Source organism: Pseudomonas sp. KnCO4 (assembly GCF_045344305.1).
In the GTDB taxonomy this organism is placed as follows: Bacteria; Pseudomonadota; Gammaproteobacteria; order Pseudomonadales; family Pseudomonadaceae; genus Aquipseudomonas; species Aquipseudomonas anuradhapurensis.
This window is the reverse complement of the sequence record NZ_CP174199.1, coordinates 3,165,649-3,179,225: the sequence shown is the minus strand read 5'-3', so window position 1 is coordinate 3,179,225 and position 13,577 is coordinate 3,165,649. Positions and strand designations below refer to the sequence as shown.

Sequence of the window (13,577 nt, the reverse complement as noted above, 5' to 3'; positions counted from 1 at the left end):
GAGACCCGTTGGCCTTTCGCGGGTAAACCCGCTTCCAAAAGGATTGCGCTGAACCTGAGGGCGCGGGTTACCCGCGAACAAGCCAACCAGGTTTCACCTCATCCCAGCAGCCTCTGTACGCCGAGGGTTATCGCCAGCCCGCCGCCGATCAGCCACAGGTTCAGGAGCGCCCCGGTGGCCAGCGCTCGCGGCCCGGCCTGGCGAATCTGGCTGAAGCGCGTTTCCATCCCCAACGCAGTCATGGCCATGGTCAGGGCGAAGGTATCCAGGCTGTTGAGCGCCTGCGTCACGCTGCCCGGCAGCACCTGCAGCGAATTCACCAGCACCAGCGCCAGGAAGCCGAGGGCGAACCAGGGCATGGCGATGCGCCCGTTGCCTTGTGCCTGGCCTGGCTGGCGTGCACGGCTGATCCACCACCCGGCCAGCAACAGCACGGGCACCAGCAGCATGACCCGGGTCATCTTGACGATCGTGGCGATATGCGTGGTATCGGCGCTGATGTTGCTGGCTGCGCCAACCACTTGCGCCACTTCGTGCAGGGTGCCGCCGAGAAACAGGCCAGCGCCCAGGGTGTCCAGGTGCAGCCAACCGGCGTTGATCGCCAACGGGTAGAGGAACATCGACAGGGTGCCGAACAGCACGACACTTCCGACCGCCATGGCGCTCTTGTGCGGGGCGCTGCGCAGGGCCGACTCGAATGCCAGTACCGCAGCGGCGCCGCAGATCGCGCTGCCGGCAGCGGTCAGCAAGGCCGTATCGCGGTCCAGCTTGAATACCTTCATGCCGCACCACAAGCCGAGCAGCAGGGTACTGCCTACCACCAGCACGGATACGATGAGCCCCGACCAGCCGACTTCGGCTATTTCCTGCAGGCTGATGCGCAGGCCGAAGAAGGCAACGGCAATGCGCAGCAGGCTGCGAGCGGAAAAGTTGATGCCTGCCGCCCAGCTCGCGGGTACTCCGTCACGCAGCGCGTTGGCATACAGCGCCCCGGCGACGATACCGACGATCAGCGGGCTGATACCCAGGTTGGCGATGGCCGGCAAGGCGGCCAACTGGGTGACTGCCAGCGCGAACAGCGCGACGAACAGGATGCCATTGAGCCGCCCACGGGTGGAGAGGGTGGGTGCAACAGCAGGGTTGGACGGAACCGTGGCCATGTGAGTCCTCCGCAAAGGTGTTTCGACAGGGCCTACGTTAATCTGGTTATAAGCTTATAAAAAATCGTAATTGGGGATGGCAAATATCCGTATAGCTGATATTTTCTGTTCATGACCCCGGAACAACTGATAACGTTCGCTACCGTCGCCGAGCATGGCAACATCAGCCATGCGGCTCAGGCGCTGCACCTCTCGCAACCGGCAGTGTCAGGCCAGCTGAAACTGCTCCAGGAGACCTTTGGCGAGCCCCTCTACCAACGCGCCGGCCGCGGCGTGCGGCTGACTGCGGCCGGTGAACAGTTGCTGGCCTATGCCGAGCGCCTGCGCGAAACCTTCCGCCAGGCCCAGACGCTGCGCGAGGCCATGCGCGGGCTGGAACGTGGGACCCTGCGCATCGGCGCGAGTACCACACCGGCCAGCTACCTGCTGCCGTATCTGATTGCCGATTTCCATGCCCGCTATCCGCAGGTGCAGGTAAGCACCTCTCATGGCAATACGGCGGAAATCGTCGCTGCGCTGGACAGCATGGATATCGCCCTGATCGAAGGGCCCCCGGGGCAGGAGCTGCCATTGGGCACGGCAGTGACGGCGTGGCGCCAAGACGAGATCGTTGCCATCGTGCCGCGCGGGCATCCGCTGGCTGGCAGCCACCAGCAGACGCTGGCCGCGTTGGGGGCTTACCCGCTGGTGTTGCGCGAAAGCGGCTCGGGCGTGCGGCAGATCGTCGAGCGGGCCTTTGCCCGCAGTGGCGTGGCCATGCGCGTGGCGCTGGAGATTGCCGGGGTGGAAGGGGTGAAAGAGGCGGTGCGGGCCGGGATGGGCATCGGTTTCGTGTCGGCGATGTCGATCCGCCACGAAGACGGTGCGCTACGCCGGTTGCAGGTTGCGCCGCAGGCGCTGGTGCGGCGGTTTTCCATCCTGCTGCCACATGCCGCGACGCCGTCGCGGGCGGCGGCGCGGTTTCTGGAATTGTGTGTCGGCCTGCAGGAGGTCGATTGACAGTACTGGCCTGTTCGCGGTGCAGGTGCCCTCAGTTCACCTGAAAGACATGTTTCAGATAAGCCACGAAGTTTTCATCCCGGCACTGGGTCTTGCCCGGGCTGTCGGAGATCTTCGCTACCGGCGCGCCGTTGCACGCGGTCATCTTGATCACGATATTCATCGGTTCCACACCTGGAATATCGCAGGTCAGCCGCGTACCAATGCCAAAGCTCACATTGATCCGCTCATGCAGCGCCCGGTACAGCCCCAGTGCCTTGGCGAAATCCAGGCCATCGGAAAAGATCAGCGTCTTGCTCTTCGGGTCGATGCCCAGCCGCTCATAGTGGGCAATGGCTTTTTCCGCCCAGGCCAGCGGGTCGCCCGAGTCATGCCGCAGGCCATCGAACAGCTTGGCAAAGTACAGGTCGAAATCGCCGAGGAACGCGTCCATGGTGATGCAATCGGTCAGGGCGATGCCGAGTAACCCGCGGTATTCCCGCACCCAGCATTCCAGCGCGGCAGCCTGGCTGTCGACCAGCCGTGGGCCGAGCTGCTGGTGGGACATGAACCATTCGTGGGCCATGGTGCCGATCGGCTTGAGCTGGAACTCCCGGGCCAGGTGTACGTTGCTGGTACCGACAAAGCGGCCTGGGAAGTCACGCTTGAGAATGTGCACCACCTCTTCCTGCACCCGATAGGAAAAGCGCCGCCGGGTACCGAAATCGGCCAGTTGGAAGCCGGCCAGTTCTTCGTTGCTGGCCTCGGCCTTGAGCCAGTCGAGTTTCTGGTACAAGCGCTCGCGAACCTGCTCGATCACCACCTCGCGATAGCGGTAGCGGTTGCGCACCTCGCTGATGATCGCCAGCAGCGGGATCTCGTAGAGAATCACGTGCAGCCATGGCCCACGCACGCGGATCGCCAGTTGCCCGGCATCATCCAGGTACACCTGCACATAGCGCAGGTTGAAGCGGAACAGGCTGAGAAAGCGGATGAAATCCGCCTTGATGAAGGGGATTTTCTCCAGGTAGGCGAGTTGGTCGTGGGTGACGCTGACCTCGGCCAGTTGTTCCACCTGGTAGCGGATTTCTGCCAGGTAGGGGGCGAGGTTCTCGTTATTGCGGCAGCGGAACTCCCACTCCACCTCGGCGTTGGGGTAGTTGTGCAGCACTGCCTGCATCATGGTGATCTTGTAGAAGTCGGTATCCAGCAGGTTCTGGATGATACGCGGACCGAAAACGCTATCGCTCATGGGCGGTCTTCCTTGATTCGGGCAAGCTGGTGGTCGAGTGCCGCTGCGTCCCCACAGAGGATCACGCCCTCGGCGGCCAGCGCACCACACGCCTCGATCGCCCCCGCCTGGGTGAGCGCGCGGCAGGCGGGCAGGTACAGCAGTACCTGGAAGCCGGCCTGGCGCAGTTGCCGGGCGGTGGTCCTGACGCAGTAGTCCAGGGCCAGGCCGCCGACGATCACCGCACCCACCTGGTTTACCTTGAGGTACTCGATCACCCCGGTGGAACGGCGCTCGGCCAGGTCGTGGTAACAGGCACCGTAGGGGTGCAGGTCGGGCTCGACGCCTTTCCAGACGAAGTAATCATAATCGATGGGGGCGGGCAGGCCGGGCAGCAGTTCGAAACCCGGAGTGCCGGGTACGCAGTGGCTGACCCAGGTCAGGTCGGCATCGGCCAGTGGCAGCGGCTGCAACATGTCGGCGTGGTCGGCGACCACCCAGGCGGCGTTGGCCGGGTGGGCGTCCTTGCTGCCCAGGCGCAGGTCGGCGCGCTGCGCCATGGCATTGAGATCCGCCACGATTTCGTCACCTTCGGGCACGGGTAGCTCTTGCGGGGCGTTGGCGGTGAAGCCATTTTGCGCGTCGACATCGAAGCTGGCGATCTTCATGACGGTACTCCTTGTTGAGGGGTGGCTATATAATTCACCTGGTGTAATAAGTGTGTCAAGCGCTATTTGCTTTAAGGCTAACGCTTGTATTACTTAACGTCTCTGGTGGAATATGGGCGTATTCCCGAGCGGAGCCATCCCGTGAGTAGCACCGAAGTCCTGGCCAGCGTCGATATCATCGCCCTGCGCATGGCCCCTGAAGCGCAGCATCTGCAAGTGTTGTTGCACCGTCGTGAGCGAGAACCGCATGCCGGCCAATGGGCCTTGCCCGGGGTCATCGTCAATGGCCGAACCCCTGATACCAGCCTGGAAGGCGCTGCCGACCGGGCCCTGCGCGAAAAGGCCAAGGTATTGCCGCGTTACCTGGAACAGGTGGGTACCGAAGGCAATGCCTTTCGTGACCCCAGGGGCTGGTCGCTGAGCACTTTCTACCTGGCGCTGCTCGACCCGCAACAGCAGGTCGAGGGCGAGCAGCTGGCGTTCTTCGATCTGGACAGCGTGCTGGAGCGCAAGGTGCTGCTGCCGTTCGACCATAACCTGCTGGTCGGCCGCGCCCGCGAGCGCCTTGCCGCGAAGACGGTGTACAGCAGCTTGCCGCTTTACCTGCTGGCAGAGAAATTCACCGTGCTGGATGCGCTGGGGGCCGTGCAGGCCTGCCTGGGGCAGGCGGTGAACAACACCTCGCTGCGCAAGCGGCTGGAGCGCTTGCGCGAGCTGGGGTGGGTGAGGGATACCGGGGAGAAGAACCAGCCGCGGCTGGGGCGGCCGCAGCAGTTGTATGCCTATACGCCGCAGGGTGAGCGGGCGTTCATGTTCGACCGTAGCCTGTTGCCCGAGGGCGCCTGACTGGCTTGCCGCTCACCCCTTGATGCCTGATCGAGCGCAGCAGAGGTCAATGGCCCATGGCTACCTTGGCGCCGGCCTGGCGACGACGGTAGGCGCTGTCGCGGCTGGCCAGCCACCAGTAAAGCGGCGAAGTGATCGCCAGGCCCACCAGCCACGACAAGTCTGCGCCGTTGATGTGCTCGGCAATCGGCCCGACATACAGCGGCGTGTTCATGAACGGGATCTGCACCACGATGCCCACCGCATAGGCAACCAGCGCCTGCGGGTTGTAACGCCCGTAGATACCACCATCGACCTGGAAGATCGACTGGATGTCGTAGTCACCCTTGTGAATGGCGTAGAAGTCGATCAGGTTGATCGCGGTCCACGGTACCAGTACCACCAGCAGCACCAGCACCATGTCGACGAAATGGCCGATGAAGTCTGCCGAGGCGAACACCGCCACCACGCAGCAGGCGCTCAGCACCACCAGCGACAGCACCGCGCGGCTGTTGGCGGTGGGGATCCAGCGGTAGGCAAAGGTTTGCACCAGGGTGATGATCGACAGCACCGCACCATACAGGTTGAGGGCGTTGTGGCTGATCACGCTGAGCAGGAACAGCACCAGCATGATCGGCCCCAGGGTACCGGTGGCCAGCTTGACGGCGTCCATGGTGTCCATGCCGGCCGGGAGCGCCAGCACCGCCACCGCGCCGAAGATGAACGACAGGCTCGAACCCAACGCGGAACCCAGGTAGGTGGTCCAGAACGTGGCGCTGACCTTGACGTCGGCCGGCAGGTAACGTGAATAGTCCGACACGTATGGGGCGAAGGCGATCTGCCACAACGCTGCCAGCGACACGGTGGCCAGCCAGCCGGCCAGGTTGAAGCCGCCGCGGGTAAGGAAGTCGTCGCTTTGCACATGGCTGAAGATGTAGCCGAAGCCGACCACGATACCGATCCCCAGTACCCAGGTACCGATACGGTTGAGCACGTGGATGAAGCGGTAGCCGATGATGCCGATGATGCCCGAGCCCAGTGCACCGATGACGATGCCCACCGGCACGGGCACGGCATCGACCACACCGTGCAGCGACTTGCCGGCAAGGACGATATTGGAGGCGAAGAAGCCGATGTACATGACCCCGGCGATCACCACGACCAGCAGTGCGCCCAGCGAGCCGAACTGGGCGCGGCTCTGGATCATCTGCGGGATGCCCATCTGCGGGCCCTGGGCCGAGTGCAGCGCCATCAGCACACCGCCAAGCAGATGGCCGACCAGGATGGCGACCACGCCCCACAGCAGGTTCAGGTGGAACAGCTGCACGCCCAATGCCCCGGTAACGATGGGCAGCGGCGCGATGTTGCCGCCGAACCACAGGGTGAACAGATCCCTTACCTTTCCATGGCGGTCTTGCGGGGGCACGTAGCCGATCGTGTGTTTTTCTATCAGGGGTGCCGAATTGGCTGCACTGGTCATGACTGACTCCAAGGCAAGGTGGGGCATTGGGAACTGCCCGGGGGCGTGCCGGCGAAGGGCGACGCGTTCTTGTTGGAGCGATGATGCGGGGCGCGGGGATAACGAGAAATTAGTAAATATGTGCCCATAAACCTTAAAAAACCTAAGGCTGACAAAAGCTTAAGCGGGGGACGGCAGCAAGAAGGATGCCAGTGGGCGGGAGGGCCTGGAGTAGACGGGGCGGGCTGCTGGCGGGCGGTTTGCGCTGGGCTGTGGTGGTGCGCTGTGCACCTTGGCGGGGCAGCTGGAACGGTCGCCTGAACTGGCCATTTTGCCGGTGGACCTGCTCTCACAGGTGCTGCGCAGCGTCATGGGCTGGTGAAGGGACGCCGGCAGTCGAAGCAAACCGCTACATCGGCAACAAGCGATCCTGAATCACCTCTTTCATCACCAGGGTCGAACTCAACCGCTTCACATTGGGAATGCTGGTCAGCTGCTCGTCGTACAGCTTCTGGAATGCCGGCAAGTCCCTGGCCACCACATGTAGCAGGTAATCCGGGTCGCCGAACAGCCGCTGTGCTTCGACGATCTGCGGGATCTCGGCCAAGGCGGCTTCAAAGTCCGCCACCGGCTGGCGGGTGACTTCGCGCAGGGTCACGAATACCAGGGCGGCAAAATTCAGGCCCAGCGCACTGGGCGCCAACCGGGCGTGATAGCCAAGAATGGCGCCGTTTTCCTCCAGTGCCTTCAAACGCCGATGGCAAGGCGACAGGCTGAGGCCGACGCGGTCGGCCAGCTCAGTCACCGACAACCGACCGTCTTTTTGCAGCTCGGCAAGGATTTTTCGATCGATCCTGTCCATTGAGAAGAATCTTCCAGTAACTGAAGGCAGGGAGGGAATATACGAAAGAAAATGCCGCAACGGAATACGTAATCTTTTGCTCATCCCAAAGCAGTGGAAGAAGGAAGATTCAAGTGGCTCTCAGTGTTCTGGCGGCGTTCTGGGCCGTGTCGATGCTGTTTGTGATAACCCCTGGCGCGGACTGGGCCTATGCCATTTCGGCGGGCATGCGCGGGCGCTGGGTGATGCCTGCGGTAGCGGGGATGCTGTCGGGGCATTGCCTGGCGACCCTGGTAGTGGCAGCCGGCGTAGGCAGCCTGCTGGCGGGCCACCCGCTGGCGCTGACCTTGCTGACCCTGGCAGGGTGCAGCTACCTGCTGTGGCTGGGTGGCAACCTGCTGCTGAGCCCGGCATTGCCGGCGGCCGGGCAGGGCGGCGCGGGGGATTCGGGGTCGCGCTGGGCGTTCAAGGGGTTTTGTGTCAGTGGCCTGAACCCGAAAGTGTTCCTGCTGTTCCTGGCCCTGCTGCCGCAATTCACCGACCCGCAGTCGAGTTGGCCGGTGCCGGTGCAGATACTGCTGCTGGGGCTGGTGCACCTGTGCAGTTCGCTGGTGATCTATTCGCTGGTCGGCTATGGCGCCAAGGCCGTGCTCAGCACCCGACCGCAGGCGGCGAAGCTGGTCGGGCGGGTTTCCGGCGTGGCGATGATCACGGTGGCCGTGGGCTTGATTGCCGCGCAACTGGGGTGAGGCTGGAGCAGACGACAGGCGTGGCCTCGGATAAACTCGCAGCACATCAACGCACAACCAGGACGTGCCCATGCCCGACACCGCGCAACTGCTCACCTTCGCTCTGATCTGCCTGGGCATGGTCCTGACCCCGGGGCCGAACATGATCTACCTGATCTCCCGCTCGATCTGCCAGGGCCGCAAGGCCGGGTTGATCTCGCTGGGCGGTGTGGCCCTGGGCTTCGTCATCTACATGGTCTGCGCCGCCCTGGGGATCACTGCCCTGGTGATGGCGGTGCCCTTGGCCTACGATGCGCTGCGCATCGGCGGCGCGCTGTACCTGTTGTACCTGGCCTGGCAGGCGCTGCGCCCTGGCGGCCGTTCACCCTTCCAGGTTCGCGACCTGCCTGCCGACAGCCCGCGGCGGCTGTTCACCATGGGCTTTGCCACCAGCCTGCTCAACCCCAAGATCGCCGTGATGTACCTGTCGCTGATGCCGCAGTTCATCGAGCCGGGCCATGGCAGCGTGCTGTTGCAGTCGCTGGTGCTGGGTTCCACGCAGATCACCATCAGCGTCACGGTGAATGCCCTGATCGCGATCATGGCCGGGTCGATCGCGGTGTTCCTGGCCGGGCGCCCATCGTGGCAGCAGCTACAACGCTGGCTGATGGGCACGGTGCTGGCGGGCCTGGCCGTGCGCATGCTGGCTGAGGGGCGGCGCTGAGCGTGAGCCTGCGGATGGCTGGGGATGAGAGGGCGGCACAGGCTAGGGTCTGTGTGAAAAGTCTTGAGACGAAGGTCAGGCAAGGCGAAAACAGCCGAGGAAGCGGAGTTTACGGGTTGTAAATGAGCATTCCGAGGCTGTTTTCAACGCAGCATCACCGAGTATCAAGGCTTTTCACACAGAGCCTAGCGAATGAAATGCACCTTGCCGGTGTCGTCATTGCCCATGTAGATGCCGTACACCCCAGCTTGCCGCTCGAGAATGTAGCGCTCCAGAATCTGCCGGATCGCCGGGTAGTAGATGTCGTCCCAGGGGATATCGTCGGGCTCGAAGAACTTGCAGGCCAGTGTTTCCGCCCCGTATTGCCCGGTTTCCTCGGTGGCGATGGCGCGGAAGATGATGTACACCTCGCTGATCTTCGGCACGCTGAAGATCGAGTACGGCGAGACGATCTCGGCGCGTACGCCGGTTTCTTCCCAGACTTCGCGCAAGGCTGCCTGTTCGGTAGTCTCGCCGGCCTCCATGAAGCCGGCGGGCAAGGTCCAGGTGCCCGGGCGCGGCGGGATGGCGCGCTGGCATAGCAGGTATTTGCCATCGCGCTCGATGATGCAGCCGGCGATGATCTTCGGGTTGATGTAGTGGATGTAGCCGCAGCCGGTGCAGTGCAGGCGTTCGTGGGTGTCGCCTGTGGGAACGCCCCGGGCCAGTTCCGTGGTGCAGTGTGGGCAGTAGCGCGGGGCGTTGGGCATGGTCAGCGGCCTATGCGGGGTTCCTTGAGGGGCAGGGGCTCGACGATATCGCGCACCTTGGTATTGTCATCCTGCTTCTGGCGCAGGTAGTCCAGGGCGACCTTGGCCGCGGCGCGGACGTGATCGACCGAGGCCTGGTGGGCTGCCAGCGGGTCGCCGCTCTTGATCGCCTCGACGATCTTTTCCATTTCCCGGTTGCTGGCGCCGCGGCGGTTTTCCTGCGATACCGAGGTGGCGCGCAGGTAGCTGATGCGCGCCTGCAGCTGGCGCAACTGCTGGGCTGCCACCTGGTTGCCGGAGCCCTCCAGCAGTACATCGTAGAAGCCTTGTACCGAATCCAGCACCTGTTGCAGCTCGCCTTCTTCGAGGGCCTCGCGGTTGACTTCCAGTGCGCGCTCCAGGGCGCGGATGTCCTTGGCCTTGGCATTGAGGGTGAACAGTTGCACGATCAGGCCTTCGAGCACGCAGCGCAGTTCATAGATGTCGCGGGCGTCTTCGAGGGTGATGATGGCCACGCGCGGGCCCTTGGCGTCGGCGAACTCCACCAGGCCTTCCGACTCCAGGTGGCGCAGGGCTTCACGCACCGAGGTGCGGCTGACGCCGAGGCGGTCGCAGAGGTCGCGTTCGACCAGGCGGTCGCCTGGCAGCAGGTGGAAGTTCATGATCGCGCCGCGCAGCTTGTCGAGCACGATTTCGCGCAGGGTAACGGGGTTGCGGTTGACCTTGAAACTGTCGTCGAGTGGCTGGCGTTTCATCGAGTGCGCTCTGAAAGAGGCTGCCCGACCGCAACTGCAACAGCACCACGAACCTCGGGTGCTCCTTGCAAGGGTTCGAACAGCCCGGTGTTAACGGGTTGACTCCGCATCGGCTTCAGCGAACGCTTCGCGGGCCAGGCGGAAGCTGTCCACCGCCGCGGGCACGCCGCAATAAATGCCGACCTGGAGCAGGATCTCGCGAATCTGCTCACGGCTCAGGCCATTACGCAAGGCGCCGCGAATGTGCAGCTTGAGCTCGTGGGGCCGGTTGAGCGCGGAAATCATGGCCAAGTTTATCATGCTGCGCTCTTTCAGCGAGAGGCCTTCACGGCCCCAGACGTGGCCCCAGCAGTACTCGGTGACCAGCTCCTGCAGTGGCTGGGTGAACGCGTCGGCGTTCTGGATTGAGCGATTGACGTATTCCTCGCCCAGCACCTGGGTGCGGATCTGCAGGCCTTTCTCGTACTTTTCAGTGCTCATGGGCAGTGCTCCGGAAAAATAGGGTCATCGGTGTGGGCTTCTTCGCGGGCTTGCCCGCTGCCACAGGGATCGCATAGATATTGAAACCTGTGCAGGACCTGTGGGAGCGGGCGAGCCCGCGAAGAAGCCAATGAGGTCTCTCAGCCCAATGGCGGCAGGGCGCCCAGCTTGCCCTTGTGGTAGACCATCGGCGTCACCGGCTCGGCCGGCAGCACCAGGTTCTTCACCGCACCAACGATGATCGCGTGGTCGCCGCCATCGTATTCGCGCCACAGTTCGCATTCGATGATCGCCGTGGCCTTGCTCAGCAGCGGGTTGCCCAGCTCGCTCAGGTGCCACTCGATGCCCTTGGCCTTGTCCTTGCCCTTGCCGGCGAACGCGTAGGCCTCGGCGGTCTGGTCGGCAGACAGCAGGTGGATGGCGAACTGCTTGCTGTCACGCAGGATCGGGTAGGTGTCGGAGGCGTAGTTGGGGCAGAACAGCACCAGTGCCGGGTCGATCGACAACGCGCTGAACGCACTGGCGGTGATGCCGACGATGGCGCCGTCGGCGTCCAGGGTGGTGACCACCGTGACGCCGGACGGGAAGGAGCCCATCACGTCTTTGTAGATGCCGGGTTCGATCATGGGCGCAGTTCTCCTAGCGCATGACAAAGGGATCGGGCATGGGCGCGGTGGACAGGTTGATCCACACCGTCTTCAGCTCGGTATAGGCCAGCACCGAATCGATGCCGCTCTCACGGCCGTAGCCGCTGTTCTTGAAGCCGCCGATCGGCGCCATGGCCGAGACGGCGCGGTAGGTGTTGACCCAGATGATCCCCGAGCGCACGTCGCGGGCCAGGCGGTGGGCACGACCCAGATCGCGGGTCCAGATACCGGCGGCCAGGCCGAACTGCGAGTCGTTGGCGATGGCCAGGGCTTGTTCTTCGGTCTTGAAGCGGATCACCGCGGCAACCGGGCCGAACACTTCTTCCTGCATGATGGTCATCGAGTTGCTGTCGCACTCGAACAGGGTCGGCTCGTAGAACCAGCCGTCGCCCTCGACCTCGGCGCGCTTGCCGCCCATGTGCAGCTTGGCGCCTTCGGCCTTGGCCGCCGCTACCAGGCCTTCGACCACGGCCAACTGTTGCGCGGTGGCCATCGGGCCCATTTCGCTGGCGTCGTCCTGCGGGTTGCCGATACGGATGCGCTTGGCGCGGGCGATCAGGCGCGCGACGAACTCGTCGAAGATCTCGTCCTGCACCAGCAGGCGCGAGCCGGCCACGCAGCTTTGCCCGGAGGCGGCATAGATGCCGGCCACGGCGCCGTTGATGGCGCTGTCCAGGTCGGCGTCGGCGAAGATGATGTTTGGCGACTTGCCGCCCAGCTCCAGCGACAGCTTGGCGAAGTTCTCGGCACTGCTGCGCACCACGTGGCGAGCGGTGGCGGCACCGCCGGTGAAGGCGATCTTGCGCACCAGCGGGTGGCGGGTCAGCGCCGCGCCGGTGCTTGGGCCGTAGCCGGTGACCACGTTGACCACGCCGGGCGGGAAGCCGGCTTCCAGGGCCAGGCGGGCCAGCTCGAGGATGGTCGCCGAGGCGTGCTCGGACGGTTTGAGCACGATGGTGTTGCCGGCGGCCAGGGCTGGCGCCAGCTTGATCGCGGTGAGGTACAGCGGGCTGTTCCACGGGATGATCCCGGCCACCACGCCGATCGGCTCGTGCACGGTGTAGGCGAACAGGTCGGGCTTGTCCAGCGGCAGGGTGCCGCCTTCGAGCTTGTCGGCCAGGCCTGCGGTGTAGTGGAAAAACTCCGGCAGGTAGCCGACCTGGCCGCGGGTTTCGCGGATCAGCTTGCCGTTGTCACGGCTTTCCAGCTGCGCCAGGTGTTCCTTGTTCTCGGCAATCAGGTCGCCCAGGCGGCGCAGCAGCTTGCCACGCGCGGTGGCGCTGAGGCTGCGCCATTGCGGGCTGTCGAAGGCCCGCTGGGCGGCCTGCACGGCCAGCTCCACATCGGCTTCGTCGGCATCGGGCAACTGCGCCCAGGCCTGGGCAGTGGCCGGGTTGAGGCTGTCGAAGGTCTTGCCGCTCTGGGCATCGCGCCATTGGCCGTCGATGCACATCTGGAAACGAACGAGGGTCATGCAACAATCCCCTTGGCGGATTCGGTGAGGGTGCGGGCTTGCGCGAGGAAGTCCAGCAGCATCTTGTTGACTTCGCGCGGTGCTTCCACCGGCATCATATGCCGTTGCTCGGCAAGGACCACACAGTGCGCCCCCGGAATGCTGGCGGCGAGCTGGCGGGCCATGGCCGGGGTGGAGCCCGAGTCGAGCTCGCCGGTGGCGATCAGCGTCGGCACCTGGATGCTGCCCAGGTCGCCAGCGCGGTACATGTCCTGGGTGGCGAACAGCGAATACGTGGTGTGGTAGCCCTGCGGGTCGTTGCTGGCCAGGACCTGGCGAATGGCAGCGACCTGCGCCGGGTTGGCGGCCTTGTATTCACGGCTGAACCAGCGCTCGAGCGCGGCGTCGACATTGGCGTCGGGGCCTTGCTCGGCCGCCTGGGCGGCGCGGGCGATAACCCCGGCACTCTGTTCAGGGGTGCGGTTGAACACACTGTTGAGTATCACCAGTGCCGCCAGGCGCTGCGGGTAATGCAGGGCGAACGCGCGGGCGACCAGGCCACCCATGGAGAAGCCGATCACGGTGGCCTGTGCGATCTGCAGGTGGTCGAGCAGTTCGGCAAGCTGGGCGGCATAGCCTTCCAGGCCGATGTCGGCGGCTGGCAGGGCGCTGTGGCCGTGGCCGAGCATGTCGTAGGCGATGACGCGGTAGTCGTTGGCCAGGCCAACGAACTGACCGCCCCACATTTCCTTGTTCAGGCCCACGCCATGGATCAGTACCACGGGTTGGCCCTGGCCAACGGACAGGTAGCTGGTGCCGGCGGGGGTGCGTTCAGCAACAGGCTGAATCATGGAGGGCGCTCCTTCAGGGGCGGGCGCG

Annotated in this window: 15 protein-coding genes; 4 read left to right on the top strand and 11 right to left on the bottom strand. The window is 64.2% G+C overall.

Features of this window, described 5'->3' with window-relative positions:
* Positions 1-98 precede the first annotated feature (98 nt).
* Complete coding sequence (locus ACJA3S_RS14925) at positions 99-1,160, bottom strand: YeiH family protein (protein ID WP_406819076.1); 1,062 nt, start codon at positions 1,158-1,160, stop codon at positions 99-101.
* Between the two features lie 111 nt (positions 1,161-1,271).
* Between ACJA3S_RS14925 and ACJA3S_RS14920 the strand changes: the two genes are divergently transcribed.
* Entirely contained in the window at positions 1,272-2,159 is an 888-nt protein-coding gene (locus ACJA3S_RS14920; protein WP_406819075.1) for a LysR family transcriptional regulator, read from the top strand.
* Positions 2,160-2,190: 31 nt separating this feature from the next.
* Here the strand turns inward: ACJA3S_RS14920 and pncB are convergent, their stop codons facing one another.
* Together pncB and ACJA3S_RS14910 are read right to left on the bottom strand one after the other, a co-directional pair.
* Complete coding sequence (pncB, locus tag ACJA3S_RS14915; RefSeq protein ID WP_406819074.1) at positions 2,191-3,390, bottom strand: nicotinate phosphoribosyltransferase; 1,200 nt, start codon at positions 3,388-3,390, stop codon at positions 2,191-2,193.
* On the bottom strand, positions 3,387-4,037 hold the full coding sequence (locus ACJA3S_RS14910) for an isochorismatase family protein (RefSeq protein ID WP_406819073.1): 651 nt from the start codon (positions 4,035-4,037) through the stop codon (positions 3,387-3,389). The genes pncB and ACJA3S_RS14910 overlap by 4 nt, the downstream gene beginning before the upstream one ends.
* Positions 4,038-4,178: 141 nt before the next feature.
* Here ACJA3S_RS14910 and ACJA3S_RS14905 point away from each other — a divergent pair, with 141 nt between their 5' ends.
* On the top strand, positions 4,179-4,883 hold the full coding sequence (locus tag ACJA3S_RS14905; RefSeq protein ID WP_406819072.1) for an NrtR DNA-binding winged helix domain-containing protein: 705 nt from the start codon (positions 4,179-4,181) through the stop codon (positions 4,881-4,883).
* Positions 4,884-4,929: 46 nt separating this feature from the next.
* Here ACJA3S_RS14905 and ACJA3S_RS14900 read toward each other — a convergent pair whose 3' ends face one another.
* Both ACJA3S_RS14900 and ACJA3S_RS14895 read right to left on the bottom strand, forming a co-directional pair.
* Complete coding sequence (locus ACJA3S_RS14900; RefSeq protein ID WP_296231962.1) at positions 4,930-6,342, bottom strand: cytosine permease; 1,413 nt, start codon at positions 6,340-6,342, stop codon at positions 4,930-4,932.
* Between the two features lie 388 nt (positions 6,343-6,730).
* Entirely contained in the window at positions 6,731-7,183 is a 453-nt protein-coding gene (locus ACJA3S_RS14895) for an Lrp/AsnC family transcriptional regulator (RefSeq protein ID WP_170030296.1), read from the bottom strand.
* 113 nt (positions 7,184-7,296) lie between these two features.
* Between ACJA3S_RS14895 and ACJA3S_RS14890 the strand changes: the two genes are divergently transcribed.
* Together ACJA3S_RS14890 and ACJA3S_RS14885 are read left to right on the top strand one after the other, a co-directional pair.
* A complete protein-coding gene (locus ACJA3S_RS14890; RefSeq protein WP_406819071.1) occupies positions 7,297-7,911 on the top strand; it encodes a LysE family translocator in 615 nt (204 codons plus the stop codon).
* A 70-nt stretch (positions 7,912-7,981) separates the two neighbouring features.
* A complete protein-coding gene (locus ACJA3S_RS14885; RefSeq protein ID WP_170030294.1) occupies positions 7,982-8,614 on the top strand; it encodes a LysE family translocator in 633 nt (210 codons plus the stop codon).
* Between the two features lie 185 nt (positions 8,615-8,799).
* Here ACJA3S_RS14885 and ACJA3S_RS14880 read toward each other — a convergent pair whose 3' ends face one another.
* The 6 genes from ACJA3S_RS14880 to ACJA3S_RS14855 all read right to left on the bottom strand — a co-directional run bounded on the left by ACJA3S_RS14880 (position 8,800) and on the right by ACJA3S_RS14855 (position 13,549).
* Entirely contained in the window at positions 8,800-9,363 is a 564-nt protein-coding gene (locus tag ACJA3S_RS14880; protein ID WP_170030293.1) for an NUDIX hydrolase, read from the bottom strand.
* Positions 9,364-9,365: 2 nt separating this feature from the next.
* Positions 9,366-10,118 carry a GntR family transcriptional regulator gene (locus tag ACJA3S_RS14875; protein WP_406819070.1) on the bottom strand — a complete coding sequence of 251 codons (753 nt, stop codon included), beginning with the start codon at positions 10,116-10,118 and terminating at the stop codon, positions 9,366-9,368.
* Between the two features lie 90 nt (positions 10,119-10,208).
* Entirely contained in the window at positions 10,209-10,598 is a 390-nt protein-coding gene (locus ACJA3S_RS14870) for a carboxymuconolactone decarboxylase family protein (RefSeq protein ID WP_170030291.1), read from the bottom strand.
* A gap of 140 nt (positions 10,599-10,738) precedes the next feature.
* A complete protein-coding gene (locus tag ACJA3S_RS14865) occupies positions 10,739-11,224 on the bottom strand; it encodes a flavin reductase family protein (RefSeq protein WP_104881861.1) in 486 nt (161 codons plus the stop codon).
* A 13-nt stretch (positions 11,225-11,237) separates the two neighbouring features.
* On the bottom strand, positions 11,238-12,719 hold the full coding sequence (locus tag ACJA3S_RS14860) for an aldehyde dehydrogenase (RefSeq protein ID WP_406819069.1): 1,482 nt from the start codon (positions 12,717-12,719) through the stop codon (positions 11,238-11,240).
* Complete coding sequence (locus ACJA3S_RS14855; protein ID WP_406819068.1) at positions 12,716-13,549, bottom strand: alpha/beta fold hydrolase; 834 nt, start codon at positions 13,547-13,549, stop codon at positions 12,716-12,718. Before ACJA3S_RS14855 ends, ACJA3S_RS14860 begins: the two co-directional genes overlap by 4 nt.
* Positions 13,550-13,577: the final 28 nt, after the last annotated feature.

Coding starts and splice junctions, on each gene's coding strand:
- ACJA3S_RS14925 (WP_406819076.1), bottom strand. CDS start 1,160: ATGGCCACGGTTCCGTCCAACCCTGCTGTTGCACCCACCCTCTCCACC.
- ACJA3S_RS14920 (WP_406819075.1), top strand. CDS start 1,272: ATGACCCCGGAACAACTGATAACGTTCGCTACCGTCGCCGAGCATGGC.
- pncB (WP_406819074.1), bottom strand. CDS start 3,390: ATGAGCGATAGCGTTTTCGGTCCGCGTATCATCCAGAACCTGCTGGAT.
- ACJA3S_RS14910 (WP_406819073.1), bottom strand. CDS start 4,037: ATGAAGATCGCCAGCTTCGATGTCGACGCGCAAAATGGCTTCACCGCC.
- ACJA3S_RS14900 (WP_296231962.1), bottom strand. CDS start 6,342: ATGACCAGTGCAGCCAATTCGGCACCCCTGATAGAAAAACACACGATC.
- ACJA3S_RS14895 (WP_170030296.1), bottom strand. CDS start 7,183: ATGGACAGGATCGATCGAAAAATCCTTGCCGAGCTGCAAAAAGACGGT.
- ACJA3S_RS14885 (WP_170030294.1), top strand. CDS start 7,982: ATGCCCGACACCGCGCAACTGCTCACCTTCGCTCTGATCTGCCTGGGC.
- ACJA3S_RS14880 (WP_170030293.1), bottom strand. CDS start 9,363: ATGCCCAACGCCCCGCGCTACTGCCCACACTGCACCACGGAACTGGCC.
- ACJA3S_RS14875 (WP_406819070.1), bottom strand. CDS start 10,118: ATGAAACGCCAGCCACTCGACGACAGTTTCAAGGTCAACCGCAACCCC.
- ACJA3S_RS14870 (WP_170030291.1), bottom strand. CDS start 10,598: ATGAGCACTGAAAAGTACGAGAAAGGCCTGCAGATCCGCACCCAGGTG.
- ACJA3S_RS14865 (WP_104881861.1), bottom strand. CDS start 11,224: ATGATCGAACCCGGCATCTACAAAGACGTGATGGGCTCCTTCCCGTCC.
- ACJA3S_RS14860 (WP_406819069.1), bottom strand. CDS start 12,719: ATGACCCTCGTTCGTTTCCAGATGTGCATCGACGGCCAATGGCGCGAT.
- ACJA3S_RS14855 (WP_406819068.1), bottom strand. CDS start 13,549: ATGATTCAGCCTGTTGCTGAACGCACCCCCGCCGGCACCAGCTACCTG.